Genomic DNA, 21,568 nt, shown 5'->3' with positions numbered 1-21,568 from the left:
ACCCGCACAGGCGGGAACAAAAAGCGCCCGCCTGCAAGTTTTCTTTCACTTTTATAATTTAGAACAGTCCTGTGATCTTTCCGTTCTCATCCACGTCGATATTGTCCGCCGCCGGTTTTTTCGGAAGTCCCGGCATTGTCATGATCGCACCTGTGAGCGCAACCACAAAGCCGGCACCCGCGCACACATAGACGTCGCGCACAGTCAGATCAAATCCCTCCGGACGTCCCAGCTTCTTCTGGTCGTCAGATAAGGAATACTGGGTCTTCGCCATGCAGACCGGAAGATCGCCGAATCCCATCTCTGTGATCTTTGCGATTGCCTTCTTCGCCGCCGGGGAATAGCTTACGCTTCCGGCTCCGTAGATCTCCTTCGCGATCGTCTCGATTTTGTTGGAGATTCCCATCTCATCCGGATATAACGGAGCGAAATCGCTCTTCTTTGTCTCCAGAGTATTTAATACCTTCTTTGCGAGCTCGATACCGCCGTCGCCGCCTTTTGCCCATACTTCGGACAGAGCGAACTCACATCCTCTCTCCTCGCAGAAATTCCGGATAAACTCGTACTCCGCCTCGGTGTCTGTGAGGAAGGAGTTCAAGGTAACTACGACCGGAACGTGGTATTTCTGGATATTCTCGATATGTTTCTCCAGGTTTACGATTCCCTTCTTTAACGCGTCAAGGTTCTCCTCGGAGAGCTGGTCCTTCGGAACACCGCCATTATACTTTAACGCGCGCACGGTCGCAACGAGAACGACTGCGTCCGGATGGATGCCGGCCTTGCGGCATTTGATATCGAAGAACTTCTCAGCTCCGAGATCCGCGCCGAATCCTGCCTCCGTGATCGCAACGTCAGCAAGTTTTAATGCGGTTCTTGTTGCCATAACGCTGTTGCATCCGTGGGCGATGTTCGCGAACGGTCCGCCATGTACAAGGGCGCCTGTGTGCTCCAGGGTCTGGACCATATTCGGCTTGATAGCGTCTTTTAAGAGCGCTGCCATGGAGCCGACTGCGTTGAGGTCCTTCGCTGTCACCGGTTCTCCCGCGAAATTATATGCTACGATGATCTTTCCGAGACGTTCCTTTAAGTCCTTCATATCCGTCGCCAGACAGAGGATCGCCATGATCTCGGAGGCAACCGTGATCACAAAGTGGTCTTCACGGACAAAGCCGTCCGCCTTTGCACCGAGGCCGACAACGATATTTCTGAGCACACGGTCATTCATGTCCAGGCATCTCTTCCAGAGGATCTGTCTCGGGTCGATCCCAAGTGCATTTCCCTGCTGGATGTGGTTGTCCAGGAGAGCAGCCAGAAGGTTGTTTGCCGTTGTGATCGCATGGAAATCACCGGTAAAATGAAGGTTTAAGTCCTCCATCGGAACAACCTGGGCATACCCGCCGCCGGCAGCTCCGCCTTTGATCCCAAAGCACGGTCCGAGGGACGGTTCACGGAGGGCAAGCATTGCTTTCTTTCCGCATTTTGCCATCGCCTGGGCAAGTCCGATACTGGTGGTCGTCTTTCCCTCTCCTGCCGGAGTCGGGTTGATCGCTGTCACCAGAACGAGTTTTCCGTCCGGTCTGTCTTTGATCTCCTGCCAGAGCTCATTGGAGATCTTTGCCTTGTACTTTCCATAAAGTTCCAGGTCATCCTCAGTGATTCCATACTGGGATGCAACGGTAGTGATCGGGAGCATCTTTGTCTCCTGTGCAATCTCGATATCGGTCTTCATAATCGGTATCCTCCTTTTGTAGTAGCATAACTTTTCAGTGGACCTGCGCAGTTCGCGTCCGGCAGCCGTCTGATATCCACACAGCTGCCGCAGTTCCTAGTATCCTGCTTCCAGGAATTCTTCGAACTCTTCCATGGACATTAAGATTTTCCTTGGCTTCGTTCCTTCTTCCTCACCTACAACACCGGCCTCGGCAAGCTGATCCATGATCCGGGCAGCGCGGTTAAAGCCGATCTTGAACATTCTCTGCAGCATACCGATCGACGCTTTATCCTTTTCGATAATGAACTTGCCCGCGTCCGTAAAGAGCGCGTCCCGTTCATTCTGTCCGCCCGCTCCTCCTCCGAAGGAGGACTGGCTCAGTTTCTTTTCGATTTCCGTGTTATATCCTGCATCCGTGTTCTGTTCTTTTAAGAACTCGGTTACATTTGATACCTCGCCGTCCGAGACGAAAGCGCCCTGAACACGGAGCGGTTTCGGATAGCCGGACGGGTAAAACAGCATATCGCCGTTTCCTAACAGTTTCTCCGCGCCATTCATATCGAGGATCGTTCTCGAATCCACGCCGGATGCGACAGAAAAGGCAATTCGTGACGGCACGTTCGCCTTGATCACGCCTGTGATGACGTTGACGGACGGACGCTGGGTCGCGATCACAAGATGGATCCCCGCAGCGCGGGCGAGCTGTGCCAGACGGCAGATCGCGTCCTCCACCTCATTGGAAGCGACCATCATAAGATCCGCCAGCTCATCGATAATGATGACGAGCTGCGGCAGTTTCTTCGGGATCTGATCAGCAGGGATATCCCCGCTCTCCGCCAGAGTCTGAACCTTCGCGTTATATCCCTTCAGATCACGGACATTTGAGGCCGCAAATTTGTTGTAGCGGTCCATCATCTCCGCAACTGCCCAGTTGAGCGCGCCGGCCGCCTTTTTCGGGTCGGTCACGACCGGGATCAGAAGATGCGGGATCCCGTTATATACAGAAAGTTCCACCACCTTCGGGTCGATCATGATGAGTTTTACGTCATCCGGTGACGACCGGTAGATGAGGCTCATGATCATTGTATTGATCCCCACGGATTTACCGGAACCTGTCTGTCCTGCGATCAGAAGATGCGGCATCTTCGCGAGATCCGCAACGACGACCTGGCCGCCGATATCCTTTCCGACGGCGAACGCCAGCGTTGACTTATGGTTTTTAAATTCCGGGCTCTCCAGAAGATCACGCAGATATACGATGCTGTTGACCTTGTTCGGGACCTCGATCCCGACGGCCGCCTTTCCTGGGATCGGCGCCTCGATACGGATATCCGCCGCCGCGAGATTCAGCTTGATATCGTCCGCTAAAGACAGGATCCTGCTCACCTTCACGCCCTGTTCCGGGTGAAGCTCATACCGGGTGACCGTCGGGCCGCAGCTGATATTCGTCACAGTGACCCCAACGCCGAAGTTCCGGAGTGTCTGCTGAAGTTTGATCGCGGTATCCTTAAATTCCTGCCCCGACTGTCCCGTCACAGGAACACCTTTCTTTAAGAGATCAAGCGGAGGGATCACATACGGTTTCTTCGGTTTTTCCTCCGTCTGTTTGATCTCCTTTAAGACTTCGTTTCCTGCCTCTTCTCTCTCGGCAGCTTCCCGCTTTCTCGCTTCCGCTTTTTTCTTTATGATCTCTTCTGTGTCCGTTTCGATCACCTTGCCGGAAGCGGTCACGACCCTGCGCCTGTCGTCTGCAGATTCGCGGGCTGCCGGACGGTCCGGTGAACGATCTTCCTGGTACGTCGGCTGTTCCATGTCTGACTGTCCGGATGCAGCCGGCGCCGGTTCCACGATCGGATCCGCCGGTCCTGGTCCGGGCTCCGGGATCTCCTGTACTTTTGACGGACTGGTTTCCTCAGCCCATTCGTCCGTTTCGCTGTCGTCATGGAACTCTGTCACAGGACCATCGTGCTCCGCACTCTCCGGATGGGCCGCTCTGTAAGCGCGGCTTCCCGGCTCCGCAGCCGCCTGGATCCAGTAATCGTCATTTTCCACATACGGCTCCGTATCGAGAAGTTCATCATCTGTCAGATCCATCACGGACTTTTCTTCTGAAATCCGGGACGTTTTCGGAGTTTCCGCGGTTTCAGATACGGATACAGGTTCGCTTTCAGCAGCGGCAGCGGTCATTTCCCCGCTCTTTGCTCCTGTCTCCGCTTCTATTTTCTGTCCGCCCTCTGCGGATACCGTCTCCGGCATCTCTGAAGGTTCCCGGTTCTCTGCGCTCTCATTCTGCTCCGGAGTCTCTGAGCGGAAGATCTTTGCTTTCCTCTCTGCGTCTCTTCTCATCGCGGCGAGGATCTCACCGTCCTCCCCAGACTCCCCGACAGGGATATCCGGAATGTTGGATAAGACAGACACCTTCGGTTTTCTCTCCCAGGCTTCCGTCTCCCTCTTCTTTTCATCCGGGAAAAGATCCGGATCATCAAAGGCATTCTCCCCATGACGGATAAACACGTCCTCGTCCTCACGGGTTCCGGCCGATGCCGGAGCTTCCGCAAACGGAACTCGTTCTGTATTCTTTGCAGTCTCTTCCGCCGGACGGGATTCCGCCGTTCTCTCTTCCCGGGAGACATCCGCCTCCTCAAGAGGACATCCGCCCATCGTGATCTTTCCTTTGAAGATATCGGCCGGATCCGGCTGCATCTGCTTCGCCTCTGATCTTTGACCCTGTTTTTCCTCATGATATGTACCGGAGGCTGCTTGTTTCTCCTCCGTCACGTCCGTTTCAGAAACCGCCTCGGCATCCACAACCCCCATATATCCGCCGGCGATCCCGCCGAAATCCGGATTTTTCGAGAAATCCGTCGCCGCAAGGTTTACACCCTGGACGCGCTGTTCTTCCCGCAGTCTGCGCTTTTCAGCCTGGCGCTCCTCATGGATCTCTTTTCTTCTGCTGTAATCTTCCTTCGCGTACTGGTAGGCTTTTCCGCTTCCGCTCTTCACCGCGGACACGAACGATCTCTCCGTGATGCATACCAGGGAGATGATCATGAACACGATGAGGACCACATAGGCTCCGATCGTTCCGACCGCTGTGTGAAGGATCATGACGAGGACGCCGCCGATCACACCGCCGCCGAGCCCGCTCGCGCCGGCAGACTGGTAGATATCGAGGATCGTCTGCCCTTCCTGGTATCCGCCTCCAAAGATCAGCTGCGCAAGTCCGCAGAGCACGATCAGCAGGACCTCCACCGCGATCATCTTGTAGACCGCGCGGATATTTCCCTTATTTGAGGCGTAAAATAACAGCTCCGCGAAAAGCAGGAGCGGTGCAAGATAGCCGATACAGCCAAATACACCCAGCATGATCTGGCTGAAGAAATTCCCGAGAAATCCGCAGATATGGAAGTTGCTTAAAAATAACAGCACACATACCGCGAATGTTCCGAGGATCACCGCTTCGGATTGTAAAAATCCAGTGTCCTCCTCGTACTCCGGTTCCGGCTCTCTCTTCTTTGCCGTGGATCTTGTCTGATTTTTTGCTGTCTTATTTTTAGACGCCTGTGCGGATCTTCCTGTTGTCTTCGCTGTTGATGATGATCTCGTTCTCGCGGACGTCTGTGATTGTTTTGTCGTTTCTTTTTGTTTCCTGGTTCCAGCCAAGTGCTTTTCCCCCTTTTATTTTACAGGTCAAGTACCCCAAAGTATAGTATACAAAAAAAATTTTCAAAATGCAACCGTAAGAAGTCACAAATCGAACATATTTTCGGTTTCGAAAATTCTACCTGCGAAAAGTAACAGTCTCTTCCATCATCCTGTTTAATTTCCCGATCGCGTCCCGGATCCCGCCTTCCCCGTCGATAAGGCCGCACTCCACCGCCTCTTTTCCGACAAGTACGGTCCCGAGATCCTTTGTCAGCATTTTTGTATTGTGCATGAGCTTTTTCAGTCTTTCCCTGTCGATCCGGCTGTGCTCCGACACAAAACTTATGATCCGCTCCTCGATCATCTCAAAATATTCATACGTCTGTGCCGTTCCGATCACCATCCCGCTCATGCGCACCGGATGCACCAGCATCGTTCCGGTCGGCACAATAAAAGAATAATCCGATGCCACTGCAAGCGGAACTCCGATCGAATGGCTGTCCCCGATGACAAGAGACACCGTCGGCTTGCTTAAGGAGGCGATCATCTCCGCCAGTGCCAGTCCGCAGCTCACATCCCCGCCGATCGTGTTGACAAGGATCAGGACACCGCCAATCGTCTCATCGCTCTCCACCTTGGCGAGCTCCGGCAGGATATGTTCATATTTCGTCGTCTTTGTGCTTCCCGACAGGTTCTCATGTCCCTCAATCTCCCCGATGATCGACAAAAGATGGATCCGCTTTCCGTTCTCCTCAAGCGTCGCCTGACCGTTCTCCCGGATCCGTTCCTCCTCCGCCTTTATCTCCTTCTGTTCCTTTTCATTCATATCAAAAAACTCCTTTCCGACATACCAGGTATCCCCAGTATGCACAGAAAGGAGTTTTCCTATCCATTCCATTTCAGGAAATCATATTCTGTTTTGAGTCATTCTCCGTTTTAAGAACGGTTTCCGATCACATCCACGATACAGATCGGTGTGCGGTAATTCCAGGTCGAGATCTTGATCCCGCTCCGGCGGCTCGCCGCATTGATGACCTGCCCGTTTCCGATATACATTGCAACATGATTGATCTTTCCACGGCTGTTTCCGTAGAATACCAGATCACCCGGACGCATCTCGCTCGACTTGATCCGTTTTCCGCTCTTTGCCTGGGATCCGGAATAATGCGGGAGGGAGATTCCGAAGTTCTTCATGACGGACATCGTAAATCCGGAGCAGTCCGCTCCCTTTGTGAGGCTCGTTCCGCCCCATACATACGGATTTCCAAGGAATTTCATCGCGTAGTTTACGATCCGGCTCCTTAAGGACGCGCTCTCCTCCGTCGGGGAGAACTTGATCGCCTCGGAAAGGGCGTACCGTACCTCCACGAACTCGGAAGATACATAGGCCGCCGAGATCTCATCATCTCCGTCTCCCTCGCCGCTCTCATCAAATTCGATCTTTACCCAGCCGTCAAGCTGTTCTGCGACATGGTAGCGCTCGTTCTCAGAGATCTGTGTCCAGATCTTCGCATCGGTGGACGGCTCCGTTCTCGCATTCAGTCGGTCCGCATGGACGATCGCCATTAACTCCGCATGGTTCATCGCCGCCTGCTTAGCCTCGTCTCCGGTGAGGATATAATCGCTCTTTACATATCCGGTGATCCCGCCCGAACTGATCTTGTACCAGCCGTTCGCATCCTCCAGGATCTCGCATCCGGCATAGCTCGGGAGTTTTCCGATGATCTTCTCATTTTCCCCGGCACCAGCACGGATATTCAGATAGTTTGAGACATTGGAAACACCGGGACGGTCATAGAAATTTAAGACCATCGCCTTCATATCCAGCTTGTTCGCCTCATTCATACAGAAGCGTTTCTCCGCATAATCCGCAGAGATGTAACCGCCGGAGATCTTATACCAGCCATTCTCTTCCCCGACGATCTCGTGAAGCTCTCCCTGCAGGCATTTTCCGACGATCTGTCCGTCTGTGGACGGAGTCTCACGGATATTCAGGTTATCCGCCGTAATATAGGCGCGCTCCTTCACGAGGTCCTTCGCAGCCTCTTTCGCCTCATCCCCGGTGAGGATGTATTCGGAGCTTGCATATCCCTCAACTTCCCCGGAGCTGATCTTTACCCAGCCATCCAGAGTCTCTAAAATCTCACAGGCACTTCCGTCCGAGAGCGTTCCGACGACATTCGCCGCTCCGTCCGGGTCTTTTCTGATATTCAGGTATCCTGTCACCTTCGCGATCCCGAGATTTGAATAGGAATCGATCACTTCCTGGATCTTCGCATCTCTCGCCTCAGACTCTGATTCGATCTCAGCGCGGCTCTCCTCTTCCGCCGCAAGGGAAGACTCCTCCGCACTCTCGCTCTCCGCCGCCGACTCGGAAGCCGCCTGTGCTGCCGCCATCTTTGAGCGGACCGCAGTCACAGCCTTTCCTCCGAACAATACCGCCAGAGCGATCACCGCAAGAACTGCTGCGCCGATCACCAGGATCCCGTAGCGTTCCCAGAAAGACGGTTTTCTTCTCCGCTTTCTGCTCGCTTTATTGATTGAATCCATATAGTTTACCGTATCTTTATCATCATTCATATGTTTCTCTCCATGCTGTTTCCGATTTCCGCTCCCCGTCTGTCACGTTCCGATCAGACGAAGCAGCGCGTTTTGTGGGCAGGGACAATTGTCCCTGTCATGCACATACAAACATTAGTGTAACATATCTGTAATCAAAAAGCAAAAAATTTTCTATTAAAAAATTGTGAACATGGCGTCACCCGGTGACTGTACACGGTGCTCCTTCCCCGGGCACTGTCGTCAGCCGGAAAACAGATCCTGTATTTTTTCTTGCACAAGCGACATTTATAATTGAAAACATTGCTAAATTTTTGTATAATATTCTTAATTATTTGTCCATATTGTCTAAAGTTACAAAAGTCATGACTTTTCCGGCATATGGAATCGGATCTTCTGAACGCTTTCACGTTGTATATAAGTCTGATGCTTTTTACCGGCCGGACGCAGCCGGGATCTTATCAGACTGAGATAAATTCACCCAGGAGGTACCCCACATGAAACATTACACCAGCCCACGGATCCAGCGGGCACAGCTTTTTCTCATGAAAGTCTCCTCTTATCTTGAGATCGCCTGTGCCCTGATCCTGATCGTCGCGATCTGTATCGCGTTCATACCGGTCCCGCAAAACCTGTACAGTCTGTATCTTGACAACGGCTTTGATCTCTCAGACTTTATGAAGAAAAGTTTTGATCTCGTCATCGGTGTCGAGCTTCTGAAGATGTTCTGCCGCCATGATATCGACTCTATCGTCGAAGTTCTTCTCTTCTCTGTCGCAAGACAGATGGTCATCGATCACCTTGCCATAAAAGAGGCGCTCATCGGCTGTATTGCCGTCGCGATCCTCTTTGCTGTCCGCAGATTTCTCTTTGTGCCGATCCTCGACAATCCGGACGAAGCGGAACGAAAACTAGAAAAGGATCAGTACATTAAAGAACGGATCGCTGAGGCCATCTCCGCTTACAAAAAAGAAAATGCCTCAGTAAGTCTCAGGGAACGCGCGGAAGCATCCGTCAATACAGCCTCTGCAGATCCGCTCAGTGATAAGAGCGGAAACGAATAACAGGGTCTTTTGCGTCACAGGATTTCAACAAGTGAAAACAAAATGGAGCAGATCTTCTCTGCTCCATTTTTTCGTCTGATTCTTTTTACATCAGCGGTGCAATGAGCCGCATCGCCTTTCCGCAGAATTTATGGAGTGTCGGAAGTGCATCCACACTCTCCTTCGTCATCCGGACACATTTCTTTAATGTCTCATCAAAATCATACCGGATATCCTTCACGACCGGATTCTCATAGATATAAACACCGCATTCAAAATTCAGGTACTGGCTCCTGAAGTCCATGTTTACAGATCCGACGACTGCCTTCTCCCCATCACTGACGAATGTCTTGGAATGGACAAAGCCCGGAAGATACTCATATACCTTTACACCGGCCTCAATCAGCTCCGTATAGTAGGAATGTGCCAGCATGAACGCCGATTTCTTGTCCGGGATATGCGGCATGATGATCACTGTATCCACACCGCGCTTTGCCGCATAGGTGAGCGCCGTGATCATATCGTCATCCAGAACCAGATACGGAGTCATGATGTACACATATTTTCTCGCCTGGTAGATGATGTCCAAGTAGAGCTGGTGTCCGACCGGCTCCCCGTCGATCGGGCTGTCGGAAAACGGAATGGAAAAGCCGTCCATGTTGAGCTCCGGGGCGTGGAAATAATCGCCGGTGTCCAGATATCTGCTGTAATCGAAATCGGAGTCCAGCTTTTTCACACAGACGTCCCACATCTGGAGAAACATCACGGTAAAATTATTCACCGCATCGCCCTTTAAGCGGATCGCATTGTCCTTCCAGTGTCCGAAGCGGACTTTCCGGTTGATATACTCATCCGCAAGATTCACTCCTCCGGTATATGCCGTATGGCCGTCGATCACGAGGATCTTTCTGTGATCGCGGTTATTCTGGCTTGTCGAGATCGCCGGGCGGATCGGATTAAAGATCTGGCAGTGGATCCCCTTTGCCTCCAGCTCCTTCGGATAGTCATGAGGCAGATTTGAGAAGGAGTTCATTCCGTCGTAGAGGATCCGCACCTCGACACCTTCCTTCACCTTCTGCTCCAGGATCTTCACGATGGAGTCCCACATAACTCCTTTTGCGATAATAAAATACTCGATAAAAATATAGCGCTTCGCCTTCTGAAGCTCCCGGAGAACATCTTCATAGAAGTCATCTCCCAGCGGGAAATACTTGAAATTCGTCCGGTCCCAGGTAGGATAGCCGCCGCTCTCCTTCATATAATGGCTGAGATTAGAATTGCTCCGGCTCCTGAGTTCCAGTCTCTTACAGACATCCGGGTCCTGATCAAGGTAATGATCCGTCTTCTTTTTCACCTGTTCGATCCGTCTCGCAAAGATCTTCGTCTCTGTCTGGAGCTGGACAAACACATAAAACAGGGTTCCGAATACCGGGAACAGGAGGACCGGGACCAGCCAGGCCATCTTAAAGCTCGCGTTCTGCTTTTCATTCAGGATATGGATCGTGAGGATCGCGCTGATCACAGCAAAGGAACCATATCCCCATGCCTGGTATCGCTTGTCCAGCCACACATAGACCCAGTACAGCACTGCCAGCTGCAGCGCGATAAATAAGAGGAAGAACGCAGTTCGTCCGAATACGACTCTCAAAAGTCCGCGTTTTCCCTTTCCCTTCATTTCATCCATTTCCATCATATATTATGCCTCAACTTATCTCGTCCATATCAGTCTCCGATCAGTCGGCTGATCTGCAAAACTGTTTTTAATCTTCCAGTGCCTGTCTTAAATCTTCGATAATGTCATCCACATCCTCGATCCCGACGCTCAAGCGGATCAGGGACGGATCAACTCCGGCCTCCACAAGCTGCTCATCGGTCAGCTGGCGGTGGGTATGGCTCGCCGGATGAAGGATGCACGTTCTCGCGTCAGCGACATGGGTAACGATCGCAACGAATTTCAGTTTGTCCATAAATTCGCCTGCTGCCTGTCTTCCGCCCTTTAAGCCGAAGGAGATCACGCCGCAGCTTCCGTTCGGCATATATTTCTCCGCGAGCGCATGGTACTTGTTGTCTTTGAGTCCCGGATAGTTGACCCAGGCAACATCCTCTCTCGCGAGCAGCCACTCTGCTACCTTCTGTGCATTCTCACAGTGTCTCGGCATTCTGAGGTGTAAAGTCTCCAGTCCGACATTTAAGAGGAAGGAATTCATCGGGGACGGAATCGATCCGAGGTCACGCATCAGCTGGGCTGTCGCCTTTGTGATGTACGCTTTCTTTCCAAAACGCTCTGTATACACGATTCCATGGTAAGACTCATCCGGTGTCGTAAGTCCCGGAAATTTGTCCGCATGGGCATTCCAGTCGAAGTTTCCGCTGTCAACGATACAGCCGCCGACAGTCATCGCATGGCCATCCATATATTTTGTCGTGGAGTGTGTCACGATATCTGCTCCCCACTCGAACGGGCGGCAGTTAATCGGAGTTGCGAACGTGTTGTCCACGATCAGCGGTACGCCGTGTTTATGCGCAAGGCGGGCAAACTTCTCGATATCGAGAACAACTAACGCCGGGTTTGCGATCGTCTCGCCGAATACCATCTTTGTGTTCGGGCGGAACGCCTTCTCGATCTCCTCCTCCGGTGCATCCGGATCAACGAGCGTCACATCGATCCCCTGTTTTTTCATCGTAACGGTAAACAGGTTGGAGGTTCCTCCGTAGATCGTTGCCGCGCTGATGATATGGTCACCTGCGTTGCAGATATTGAAGGCTGCGTAGTAGTTTGCAGCCTGTCCAGAGGAAGTCAGCATCGCAGCGACACCGCCTTCCAGCTCGCAGATCTTTTCTGCGACTGCGTCGTTCGTCGGGTTTGCGAGTCTTGTATAGAAATATCCGTCCTCTTCCAGATCGAACAAACGCCCCATCTGCTCGCTCGTCTCATATTTAAAGGTTGTGCTCTGATAGATCGGGAGAACTCTCGGCTCCCCGTTCTTCGGCTTCCAGCCGCTCTGGATACAGATCGTTGCTGGTTTTCTCTTCTCTCCCATAATAGTTCCTCTCTTTCCCCCGGACTGTGGTCCGATGTGTAAACTGACTATTATCATAGCACACTTTCTCTTCCGCTTCAACCTACCAAAGTCGTTACGCTGCCAGCATAATGATTGACTTCTCCCACAAAAAAGACTAAAATAAAGATAATATCCAGCGTCTGTTCTCACACAGCCGCTCACGATCCATATTCAGAAAGGAGTCTATTGCATATGGCATTTTTTACAGATATGAAGCGCAGTCTCACGGAGGCCGGAAAACAGGTCGCTCAGAAAACGAAGGAAGTTTCCGACACCGTTCAGTTAAAAACACAGATCTCCAGAGAAAAAGAGGCGGTGAACCGCCAGTACGCCCAGATCGGCAAGAGAGTCTTCGAAGCCGCAAACGCAGTCGACGAGGAAGCTTACTCTGCTGAGTTTGCCCTGATCCGTGAAAGCTTAAAGACGATCGACGAACTCCAGGACAAGCTCTCCACCCTGGAAGGATTCATCCACTGTCCGGAATGCGGTGCAAGGATCGAGAAGACCGCCGCTTTCTGCAGCAAGTGCGGTGCTAAGATCGCGGAAGTGATGCCGGAGGATGCTCCTGTCGACGTTGTCGATACTGCTGAAACAGCTGAGACAGCCGAAAACGAAACATCCGATGATACCTGCGCCTGCGAAGCGGTTCCGGATGAGAAATTCGAAGACGGATCCGCCGAGACTACGGCAAATGTGACCGAAGATCACGAATAAACCATCTGACAGAAAGAAAACCGGCGATGTCTGCAGGAATCCCTTTCCACGAATCCCAGCAGCAGCGCCGGTTTTCTTTTATTATTTTTCTCCCACAAACACCGTCACAAACGCACCCGCGCCCATGAGAACGATCCCGAATAAGATCTCCCAGATGGACAGGGAACCAAGCTTCGATACGAGACCCGTGTTGATAAAAATCGCGATCGGGGATGAGATCACAAGTCCCAGGATCGCACAGAATGTCTGAACCCCGTATTTTTCAAAGAGGAACGTGATCAGCTTTGCGATCAGGAAAATCCCGAGGATCACGCCGATCCCGAACGGAGCCAGAAGCAGGATCCCATCCTTCATTCCCATGAGATCAAACGCACGGAGATTGTCGAGGAATGTCTTGATCGTATTGATGATCGCGTAATAATATCCGAAGATCATGAGCATCATGGATCCGGATACGCCCGGGATCACCATCGTCGCAGAAGCCACAACTCCGAGAATAAATAAGATCACCATATTCACCGGAGTCACTGCGATCACGGTCAGAGCGTCCTTGCTCTCCTTTAAGAGCGGCATTCCACCGGAGATCACGAAGGCGATCACAAACGCCAGGATCCCGAACACGCCGATCCCGCCGGAAGTCATCTTTGACTTCATGGAGGAAATGATCGCAGGAAGTCCGCCGAGGATCAGACCCACGAACGCCATACATGTCACAAATGTGTGCTTGTCGAGCAGATATTCGATCGCATAGGTAAATCCCACGATCCCGATCCCGCAGCCGATGATGATCGGGATCAGGAATGCGATGTTCTTCTTAAACTCCTTAAACAGACCTGAAACCGCACCGATCAGCCGATCGTAGATGCCAAGGGAAACCGCCATCGTTCCTCCGGAAACGCCGGGAATGATGTTTGCGATCCCGATCATGACTCCCTTTATGATATTGCCAAAAAATTCCATGATAAACCTCCATAAATCTTTTGTCCGGATGATCCCATTCTCCATTTCCACACAGCGCAGCGATCTGCCGGGAACGTTCGGGTGTCTCATGCGCCCGACAGACCAGGCAGCTGCCGGTGTATCCGGCGTCTCTGCCTGGTCTGTGGTAAATCCTGTTTCATTCAGACGATCTGATTATACACGATACGTTCCATTCCATCAATCACTTTCGCTGACTCCGATCCCCTGGTTTACAGATTTATTCACGATCTGATCGTAATTTAACGTCTGATCCAGGAATTCCGGGATTGTCGTTCCAACGAACCGGTACAGGCGTTCTTCCGGAGTTCCGGTCAGAACCTCATCTCCCGACGGTTTCAGTTCCACATAGATCTCGATCCCGCTCTCATATGTGCAGAGGCGGTTTCTCTGGAGAAGGTTATCCGAGGCACTCGCCGAAAGGACCTCTCCGATCTTCTTTCTGTTTTCCTCCGCTCCATCGTTTACGATCGTGATCGCCCGGTAATTGTCATCGTACGTTCTCGTCGCGATCGCCATTTCTTCATCCGAAGAAGCTTCCGCCTGCACCGTGCTCTCGTCAGCCACCATATCTGCCGCTAAGACAGACTCTCCTGTCTGAGGATCTGTCCCGGTCTGCTCCGTCTCATAGTCCACCGGATACAGGATCTTTACAGCAGCCACTTCATCCACGGAGATTCTCTGCTCCACATCGAGACCCGCCTGTTTTAAAAGGGCGATCGTCTTTGTAAAGGACGGATAGACCGGGAAGAAGTTTACATTATTCATATCATCAAGGCGGAATCCAGAGGAAGTATTTCCGCGCTGTTTGCTGATCACGGTGAGGTATTCCTGCTCAGCCGTGGTGAGGAAGCGCAGCGCAGCCACCGGTGCATTTACCGCTCTCTCATTTAACGTCAGACCTGCAAGCTCATCCTGGTAGGCGGATAAGATCTCCGCCTTCATGGAATCGTCCGTCCTGAGCTCCGAGATGTCTCCATCCGTCATCCAGTAGATCCCCGTGATATTCTCCGGTGTGTAGGACATTACCGGATAAGTGCCCTCTTTGTACTCTCTCGATGCGTAGAGTTCATCGAGACTGCTTCCGAGTACCGAGCGCGGGATCATGTAGGAGCGGTAAACGGTTTTTCCGTTTTTCATATGGAAACCAACCTGCGCATAGATCATTCTCTCGCTGTCATCATAAATGGAAGTCGAATTTCCTTTGATCTTCGCCTCCCTCTGCAGCTTCGCCTCTTCCACACCGTGCTCCGCGAAGGCGAGGACTTTTGCGTAATCGGTAAGTTTCATGTTCTCATCCGCATAATTTCCGTAATCCAGATACTTCCATCCGTAGGAGGTTCCGTTCCGGTACGGAAGCCCATAATCGAGATCGTCGAGATAGGCATTGATCGATGCATAGTTAAAGTTCTTCTCGTTCGGAAGATACGAATCATAACTGATCGCATCCGTCCAGAAGATCCCGATCAGCAGAATGGCAAGGACTCCCCCTGCTGCTGTCTGGGCAGGATTCGAAAAGAGCTTCGAGAAATCGAAATGATAGATGATCTCGATCATGCAGCTCATGAGGACAAGTCCCAGGATAAAGCCGATAGCTGCCCAGGACAGGCTGTAGTAAATACTCCACAGCAGGATCGTCGCTGCCGTTGTGACCGGCACAAGGAGCAGGACTTTGATCGGGGCCTGCGTCTTTTTGAAGGCCATCGCTTTTCCGGCAGACTCTGAGGGGCGGAGCTTATAGAGAATTAGCGCCAGGACGGTGAGGAGCACTGCAGCAAGGAGGCCGATCACACAGAGCTTATAGAGTCCCATGCCCGTTCCCGTGCTTCCGATACTCATCTGGATCCTGGAATATCCATAATCGATATCATCAAAAAACTGATCTGAATGGAAGATCCGGAGTCCCGCTTCCATCAGTTTTGCATAATATCCGATCGGGGATCCGTACTCCGCAATCCATCCCATATCGCTGTTTCTTCCGGTCGTCACAAAGAAAAATTCCTTCAGGACACTGAGCAAAAGGGAAATGGCCGGAGCATAGCCGTACAGAACACCTGCACCGAGGATCGAGATGAACAGGTTTCCCGTGAGCAGGACCGCGATCACCATCACAGCATAGATCAGTAAAAATCCTACCATATGAGTGGCGAACGCAGAGAGCATCATCTTCACGATGCTGCCTCCCTGGATCCCGTTTCCGCAGAAGATCGCAAATGCAGCGATCATGTTGATCAAATATGCCGCAAAGAGGATCAGGAAGCCGTCCAAAAACTTCACAGCAAACAGCTGCTCTCTTTTGACCGGGAGACAGTTGTAAAAGTCAACCTGCTTTTTGGAATGCAGATACAGAAATCCGGTCAGCCCGAGGATCATAGCCGCTGCCGCCACTAAAACGCACAGGAACGCATTCTCAAATCCAAGAACTTCTCCGACGAGGCGCAGGATCTTCGTGTGTTTCAGGGCATCTGCCCCGATCTCCGCATATCCGGTCCCGTTCACGAGCCAGTTTTCATACTCTTTTCCGATGCTCGCGATCCCCATGGCCGCCGCCATCGGCATTGCAAAGAAGAATGTGAGCAGGGAAAAAGCGACCGCCCAGAGTCTTCGTTTCATGTCCTCTTTCATAAGTTTAAAAAATAAGCTTTTTGATGTCATATCCTGCCACCTCCGTTTCACTGATAAAGATCTCTTCCAGTGAGAGCGGGATCAGTTCAAAGAACAGCGGTTCACACGCCGCCATCTGCTGCTCCACATTCTCTCTCGTCCCGCGCACCGTGATCGTCGCCAGGCTGCCCCGGTACTCTGTCTTTAAGATATCGAGACTGGTAAGGTCCTCCACCTTCACTCCCGGTTTTAAGACGCACTGGATCTTATGGATATTCAGTTTCATGTCATCGAGATCCTTTGAGAGCAGGATCCCGCCCTTGTGGAGAAGTCCGACATGGTCACAGATATCTTCCAGCTCCCTCAGGTTGTGGGAAGCGATGATCGGTGTCAGGTTCCGCTCCGCCATATCGTTCGCGAACAGGCTCTTTACCGCCTGGCGCATCACCGGATCAAGACCGTCGAAGGTCTCGTCACAGAAAATATAGTCCGTTCCCGCGCAGATCCCGTAGATGATCGAGAGCTGCTTTTTCATCCCTTTTGAGAACGTGGAGATCTTTCTCTTCTTTCCAAGGTCGAAGGACTCCAGAAGATGGAAAAATCTCGGCTCATCAAACGCCGGGTAGATCGTCTTGTAGAACTTCATGAGTTCCACCGGGGTTCCGTTCGCGAAAAAATACTGGTCGTCGGAGATATAGAAAAACTTCGACTTTACCTTCGGATTCTCATAGACGTTCTCCCCGTCGATCAGAACGGTTCCCTCGTCCGGTTTTAAGATCCCGCTGACCATCCTGAGAAATGTGCTCTTTCCGGCGCCATTCGTCCCGATCAGCCCGAACACGCTGCCCTCTTTGATCTTCGCATCGATATGGTCCACCGCTGTGATGTCATCAAATCGTTTGGTCAGTCCGCTTGTCTCGATCATTCGTCTCCACCTCCGTTCTTTCTTGCCGCCTCATACTGGATCTCCACCATGTTTTTGATCTCCTCTCCCGGGATCCCGACACGGATCGCCTCATCGATCATATCGCTCACCTTCAGGAGAACCTCTTTCTTCTTATTCTCTTTCATTGCCTGATTGTCTACCACAAAACTTCCCTTTCCCTTCACTGTATAGATGTATCCCTGCCGTTCCAGCTCCACATACGCGCGCTGGATCGTATTCGGATTGATCGAAAGTTCCATCGCAAGGCTGCGCACGGACGGCAGCGGTTCATTCTCTTTCATCACGCCGAGCAGCATCAGCTCCTCGAGTTTCGCGACCACCTGTTCATAGATCGGCCGCCGGTCTTTGTAGTCTAACAGGATCATAAGCCTCCTCCTTTCCCGATTCTCTGCGTGATACACTCCTGATTTCCGGGCCCTGGGGCAGAAAAATTTCTGTCTGTTTATTCTTTCTAAGTGTATCAACACTCTTAATACAGTTAGTATAGAGAAAAAGACCTGTGAAATCAAGGAATATCACAGGTCTTTTTTCTTACGATTTATTTACGATGAAGCGGAAGCCGCTGCAAATGCAGCGCACTGCAAAAAGATCCCGGGAAACAGCCAAAGCTGTTCCCGGGATCTCAATACGATCTGATTCAATTTTGCAGATTACTGCTCGTTGCCATCGTAAAGCTTTACTAACTTCTCAAGGTAAGCGTACTTATCTTTCGCGTTCTGCTCAGCCTTAGCAAACAGCTTCTCAGCTCTTGCCGGGTTCTTAAGTGCGAGAGATGTGTAACGAACCTCACCCTTGATGAACTCCTGGTAGTCAACAGTAGCCGGCTTGCAGTCAAGGCTGAACTTCTTGCCCTCAGCTGCCGGGTTGAATCTGAAGAGATTCCAGTAACCGGACTGAACAGCAAGCTTCTCCTCTGTCTGAGCCTTTGCCATACCTTTCTTGATACCGTGGTTGATACACGGAGCGTAAGCGATGATCAGGGACGGTCCCGGATATGCCTCAGCCTCAGCGATTGCCTTGATGGTCTGGTTCATATCAGCACCCATGGAGATCTGTGCAACGTATACATAGCCGTAGCTCATAGCGATTGCAGCAAGGTCCTTCTGCTTAACTTCTTTACCACCTGCAGCGAACTGAGCAACAGCACCTGTCGGAGTAGCCTTGGAGGACTGTCCGCCTGTGTTGGAGTAAACCTCAGTGTTGAATACCATGATGTTGATATCCTTGCCGCTTGCAAGTACGTGGTCAACGCCGTTGAATCCGATATCGTAAGCCCAACCGTCACCACCGAAGATCCACTGGGACTTCTTAGCCAGGAAATCTTTGTTCTTGACGATGTCCTTGCATGTCGGGCAGTCAACGTTCTCAAGAGCAGCTACGAGTTTGTCAGTTGCAGCACCGTTTGTAGCACCAACACTGAATGTGTCTAACCACTCCTGGCATGCAGCTTTTACTTCTGCTGTTGCGTTCTCGTTTGCAGCAACTTCCTCAACTTTAGCCTTTAAGCCATCGCGGATTGCCTGCTGAGCGAGTAACATACCATAACCGAACTCAGCGTTATCCTCGAACAGGGAGTTAGACCAAGCCGGTCCTTTGCCTGCCTTGTTTGCTGTGTAAGGTGTGGACGGTGAAGAGTTACCCCAGATAGAAGTACATCCTGTTGCGTTTGCGATGTACATTCTGTCACCGAATAACTGTGTGATCAGTTTTGCGTACGGCGGCTCACCACAACCAGCACATGCGCCGGAGAACTCAAGGAGCGGCTGTTTGAACTGGCTGCCCTTTACAGTTGTCTCTTTGAATTTATCGATTACATCCTGCTTGATGTCAAGTTTCTGACCGTAGTTGAATACTTCCTGCTCTGCTGCGTTGCCTTCAAGCGGAACCATGGTAAGAGCCTTCTCACCCTTCTTGCCCGGGCAGACATTAGCACAGGAACCACAACCGGTACAGTCAAGTGCGGAGATCGTCATAGCGAACTTGTACTCCGGCATACCTGTCATCGGGATTGTCTTTGTACCAGCCGGTGCATTAGCAGCCTCAGCCTCTGTCATAGCTACCGGACGGATTACTGCGTGCGGGCAGACATAAGAACAGAAGTTACACTGGATACAGTTGTCCGGATTCCAAACCGGTACGTTTACTGCGATACCACGTTTCTCGTATGCAGCAGAACCGGACGGAGTTGTACCGTCAACATACTCTTTGAATGCGGATACCGGGAGGTTGTTACCTTCCTGAGCGTTTACAGCAGCCTGGATGTTGTTTACGAAGTTGATAACATCCTCGCGGCCCTCTGTAGCGTGAACCATGTCAAGGCCTTCGTCTTCACAGTTCTTCCAGCTCTCCGGAACCTGAACCTCTACGAGTCCCTTAGCGCCGGCATCGATCGCTGCCCAGTTCTTCATAACAACGTCTTCACCCTTACGGCCGTAAGTAGCTTTTGCAGCTGCTTTCATAAGCTCGTTAGCCTTATCAGCCGGGATGATCTTTGTTAACTCGAAGAATGCGGACTGAAGGATCGTGTTGATACGGGTCGGGCCCATGCCTGTCTCGATACCAAGTTTAACACCGTCGATGGTGTAGAATTTGATGTTGTGGTCAGCGATGAACTTCTTAACCTGTCCCGGTAAGTGTTTCTCAAGACCCTCAGCATCCCACGGGCAGTTGAGGAGGAATGTACCGCCGTCAACAAGCTCCTGAACCATGTTGTACTTGCGGATGTATGCCGGATTGTGGCATGCAACGAAGTTTGCTTTGTGGATCAGGTATGTGGACTTGATCGGAGTATGTCCGAAACGTAAGTGGGACATTGTAACACCGCCGGACTTCTTGGAGTCATAATCGAAGTAAGCCTGAGCGTACATGTCTGTGTTGTCGCCAATAATCTTGATGGAGTTCTTGTTGGCACCTACAGTACCGTCAGCGCCAAGACCCCAGAACTTACAGTTTGTTGTTCCTTCCGGAGTTGTAACGAGCGGAGCACCTAACTTTAAGGAAAGGTGTGTCACATCATCGTTGATACCGATCGTGAATCTCTGCTTCTCTGTGTTCTCGTATACAGCAACGATCTGTGCCGGTGTTGTATCCTTGGAACCGAGACCGTAACGGCCTGTGAATACCGGAACCTTATCGAACTTGGAGCCCTTTAATGCTGCAACAACATCAAGGTATAACGGCTCGCCGATGGAACCCGGCTCTTTTGTTCTGTCGAGTACGGAGATCTGCTTAACTGTATCCGGGATTGTGTTGATAAGAGCCTCTGTGCAGAACGGTCTGTACAGACGAACCTTAACAACACCGACCTTCTTGCCCTGTTTTGCAAGGTAGTCGATCGTCTCTTCGATTGTATCGTTTACGGAACCCATAGCGATGATAACGTGCTCAGCATCAGCAGCTCCGTAGTAGTTGAACAGTTTGTAATCTGTACCGATCTTAGCGTTTACTTTGTCCATGTACTCCTGTACGATTGCCGGAAGAGCATCGTAGTACGGGTTACATGCCTCTCTTGCCTGGAAGAAGATATCCGGGTTCTGAGCGGAACCTCTCTGTACCGGATGGTTCGGGTTCAGAGCGTTCTTACGGAATGCATCAATGGCGTCCATATCAGCCATTTCTTTTAAATCTTCGTAATCCCATGTCTCGATCTTCTGGATCTCGTGGGAAGTACGGAAACCGTCGAAGAAGTTGATGAACGGAACTTTACCCTTTAATGCTGCAAGGTGTGCAACCGGTGTTAAATCCATAACTTCCTGTACGCTGGATTCGCAGAGCATTGCGCATCCGGTCTGACGACAGGCATAAACGTCGGAGTGGTCACCGAAAATATTTAATGCGTGAGTTGCTACACAACGAGCGGATACGTTGAATACGCCCGGAAGCTGCTCACCAGCGATCTTATAGAGATCCGGGATCATAAGAAGAAGACCCTGAGAAGCTGTATAAGTTGTTGTTAATGCACCTGCTGCAAGGGAGCCATGTACGGCACCGGCAGCACCTGCCTCGGACTGCATCTCGGTGATCTGTACCGGCTGTCCGAACATGTTTGTTCTTCCATCGGTTGCCCATTCATCGGTAGCTTCCGCCATCGGAGAAGAAGGGGTAATCGGGTAGATGGCTGCTACATCCGTAAATGCATAGGAAGCATGAGCGGCTGCATGGTTACCATCCATGGTTTTCATTTTTCTTGCCATAGTTGATTTCCTCCTGTAAAGTGTATAAATATGTAAATATTTATTAAACTTATGTGTTCCGCGTTTATCAGAACATCTATAAATTATTATAGCAATTTTTCCCTAAAATGCAA

13 protein-coding genes are annotated in these 21,568 nt (G+C 51.2%); 2 read left to right on the top strand and 11 right to left on the bottom strand.

Going from position 1 to position 21,568, the window contains the following annotated elements; translation table 11 throughout:
- Nucleotides 1-58: 58 nt before the first annotated feature.
- From GPK90_RS06000 to GPK90_RS05985, 4 genes are all read right to left on the bottom strand, one after another.
- Complete coding sequence (locus tag GPK90_RS06000; protein ID WP_215702506.1) at nucleotides 59-1,729, bottom strand: formate--tetrahydrofolate ligase; 1,671 nt, start codon at nucleotides 1,727-1,729, stop codon at nucleotides 59-61.
- 96 nt (nucleotides 1,730-1,825) lie between these two features.
- On the bottom strand, nucleotides 1,826-5,374 hold the full coding sequence (locus tag GPK90_RS05995) for a DNA translocase FtsK (protein WP_486463662.1): 3,549 nt from the start codon (nucleotides 5,372-5,374) through the stop codon (nucleotides 1,826-1,828).
- Between the two features lie 118 nt (nucleotides 5,375-5,492).
- Nucleotides 5,493-6,182, bottom strand: coding sequence for a ClpP family protease (locus GPK90_RS05990; RefSeq protein ID WP_215702505.1), 690 nt, complete (start codon nucleotides 6,180-6,182; stop codon nucleotides 5,493-5,495).
- A gap of 110 nt (nucleotides 6,183-6,292) precedes the next feature.
- Nucleotides 6,293-7,936, bottom strand: coding sequence for a C40 family peptidase (locus GPK90_RS05985; RefSeq protein WP_215702504.1), 1,644 nt, complete (start codon nucleotides 7,934-7,936; stop codon nucleotides 6,293-6,295).
- A 476-nt stretch (nucleotides 7,937-8,412) separates the two neighbouring features.
- Between GPK90_RS05985 and GPK90_RS05980 the strand changes: the two genes are divergently transcribed.
- On the top strand, nucleotides 8,413-8,979 hold the full coding sequence (locus GPK90_RS05980; protein WP_118532044.1) for a hypothetical protein: 567 nt from the start codon (nucleotides 8,413-8,415) through the stop codon (nucleotides 8,977-8,979).
- Between the two features lie 85 nt (nucleotides 8,980-9,064).
- Here the strand turns inward: GPK90_RS05980 and cls are convergent, their stop codons facing one another.
- Together cls and GPK90_RS05970 are read right to left on the bottom strand one after the other, a co-directional pair.
- The gene (gene cls / locus GPK90_RS05975) at nucleotides 9,065-10,651 is read right to left on the bottom strand and encodes a cardiolipin synthase (protein ID WP_215702503.1); all 1,587 of its coding nucleotides are present in this window, start codon (nucleotides 10,649-10,651) and stop codon (nucleotides 9,065-9,067) included.
- Nucleotides 10,652-10,718: 67 nt separating this feature from the next.
- On the bottom strand, nucleotides 10,719-11,999 hold the full coding sequence (locus tag GPK90_RS05970; protein WP_118298090.1) for an O-acetylhomoserine aminocarboxypropyltransferase/cysteine synthase family protein: 1,281 nt from the start codon (nucleotides 11,997-11,999) through the stop codon (nucleotides 10,719-10,721).
- 213 nt (nucleotides 12,000-12,212) lie between these two features.
- Between GPK90_RS05970 and GPK90_RS05965 the strand changes: the two genes are divergently transcribed.
- Entirely contained in the window at nucleotides 12,213-12,734 is a 522-nt protein-coding gene (locus GPK90_RS05965) for a zinc ribbon domain-containing protein (RefSeq protein ID WP_215702502.1), read from the top strand.
- An 81-nt stretch (nucleotides 12,735-12,815) separates the two neighbouring features.
- Here GPK90_RS05965 and GPK90_RS05960 read toward each other — a convergent pair whose 3' ends face one another.
- The 5 genes from GPK90_RS05960 to nifJ form a co-directional block, all read right to left on the bottom strand.
- A complete protein-coding gene (locus tag GPK90_RS05960) occupies nucleotides 12,816-13,694 on the bottom strand; it encodes a DUF368 domain-containing protein (protein ID WP_118532036.1) in 879 nt (292 codons plus the stop codon).
- A 198-nt stretch (nucleotides 13,695-13,892) separates the two neighbouring features.
- On the bottom strand, nucleotides 13,893-16,367 hold the full coding sequence (locus GPK90_RS05955; RefSeq protein WP_215702501.1) for a DUF6449 domain-containing protein: 2,475 nt from the start codon (nucleotides 16,365-16,367) through the stop codon (nucleotides 13,893-13,895).
- Nucleotides 16,342-17,241 (bottom strand): ABC transporter ATP-binding protein, encoded by a 900-nt coding sequence (locus GPK90_RS05950; RefSeq protein ID WP_118650316.1) that lies wholly within the window; start codon nucleotides 17,239-17,241, stop codon nucleotides 16,342-16,344. Before GPK90_RS05950 ends, GPK90_RS05955 begins: the two co-directional genes overlap by 26 nt.
- Nucleotides 17,238-17,627, bottom strand: a complete 390-nt coding sequence (locus GPK90_RS05945) for a GntR family transcriptional regulator (protein WP_215702500.1) — start codon at nucleotides 17,625-17,627, stop codon at nucleotides 17,238-17,240. The genes GPK90_RS05950 and GPK90_RS05945 overlap by 4 nt, the downstream gene beginning before the upstream one ends.
- A 285-nt stretch (nucleotides 17,628-17,912) precedes the next feature.
- The gene (gene nifJ, locus GPK90_RS05940) at nucleotides 17,913-21,455 is read right to left on the bottom strand and encodes a pyruvate:ferredoxin (flavodoxin) oxidoreductase (protein WP_215702499.1); all 3,543 of its coding nucleotides are present in this window, start codon (nucleotides 21,453-21,455) and stop codon (nucleotides 17,913-17,915) included.
- Between the last annotated feature and the right edge of the window lie 113 nt (nucleotides 21,456-21,568).

Origin of the sequence: Clostridium sp. MCC344 (genome assembly GCF_018785365.1) — a bacterium.
Classification (GTDB): Bacteria; Bacillota; Clostridia; order Lachnospirales; family Lachnospiraceae; genus Pilosibacter.
The sequence above is the reverse complement of the archived record's forward strand: the minus strand, read 5'-3'. Positions and strand labels throughout refer to the sequence as shown.